The organism is Bradyrhizobium sp. BRP19, assembly GCF_020194195.1.
Taxonomy (GTDB): Bacteria; Pseudomonadota; Alphaproteobacteria; order Rhizobiales; family Xanthobacteraceae; genus Bradyrhizobium; species Bradyrhizobium yuanmingense.
In genome coordinates, this window is the sequence record NZ_JADYVZ010000236.1 from 1 (window position 1) to 390 (window position 390).

At 65.1% G+C, this 390-nt stretch carries 1 protein-coding gene; it reads left to right on the forward strand.

Annotated elements, in window-relative coordinates:
• On the forward strand, window positions 1-389 hold a 389-nt coding region (locus tag I6F36_RS39350; RefSeq protein ID WP_225173334.1), incomplete at its 5' end, for a hypothetical protein.
• Between the last annotated feature and the right edge of the window lies 1 nt (window position 390).

Here is a 390-nt window from a genome sequence, read left to right on the forward strand (position 1 = left end):
AGCTGACGGCAACCGTGACCGGGATGGCGCAGTCCATGCGCAGCATGCGGCTGACGCCAGCCGAACAGCCCGTGAAGACGCAGGCCGAGATCGTCAACCGGGCGCGCTACGAAAGCATCTGGACCAATGGCACCCTGATCGAATGCACCATCGTGGTGCAGGGCTGGCTGCGCGACGGTGTCAGCTTGTGGGAGCCGGGTGACGAGGTGCACGTCTATTCGCCGATGGCGATGCTGGACATGGGGCTGAAGATCAGGACCGCCACGTTTGCCCAGGACCGCAACAGCGGCACGCTGACCACGCTCGACCTGGTTGCGCCGTGGGCGCTGCGATCAAGCAGCAACTGGGACACCAGCAACCCGGTGCAGCCAGGCGGCCAAGCAATCTGAC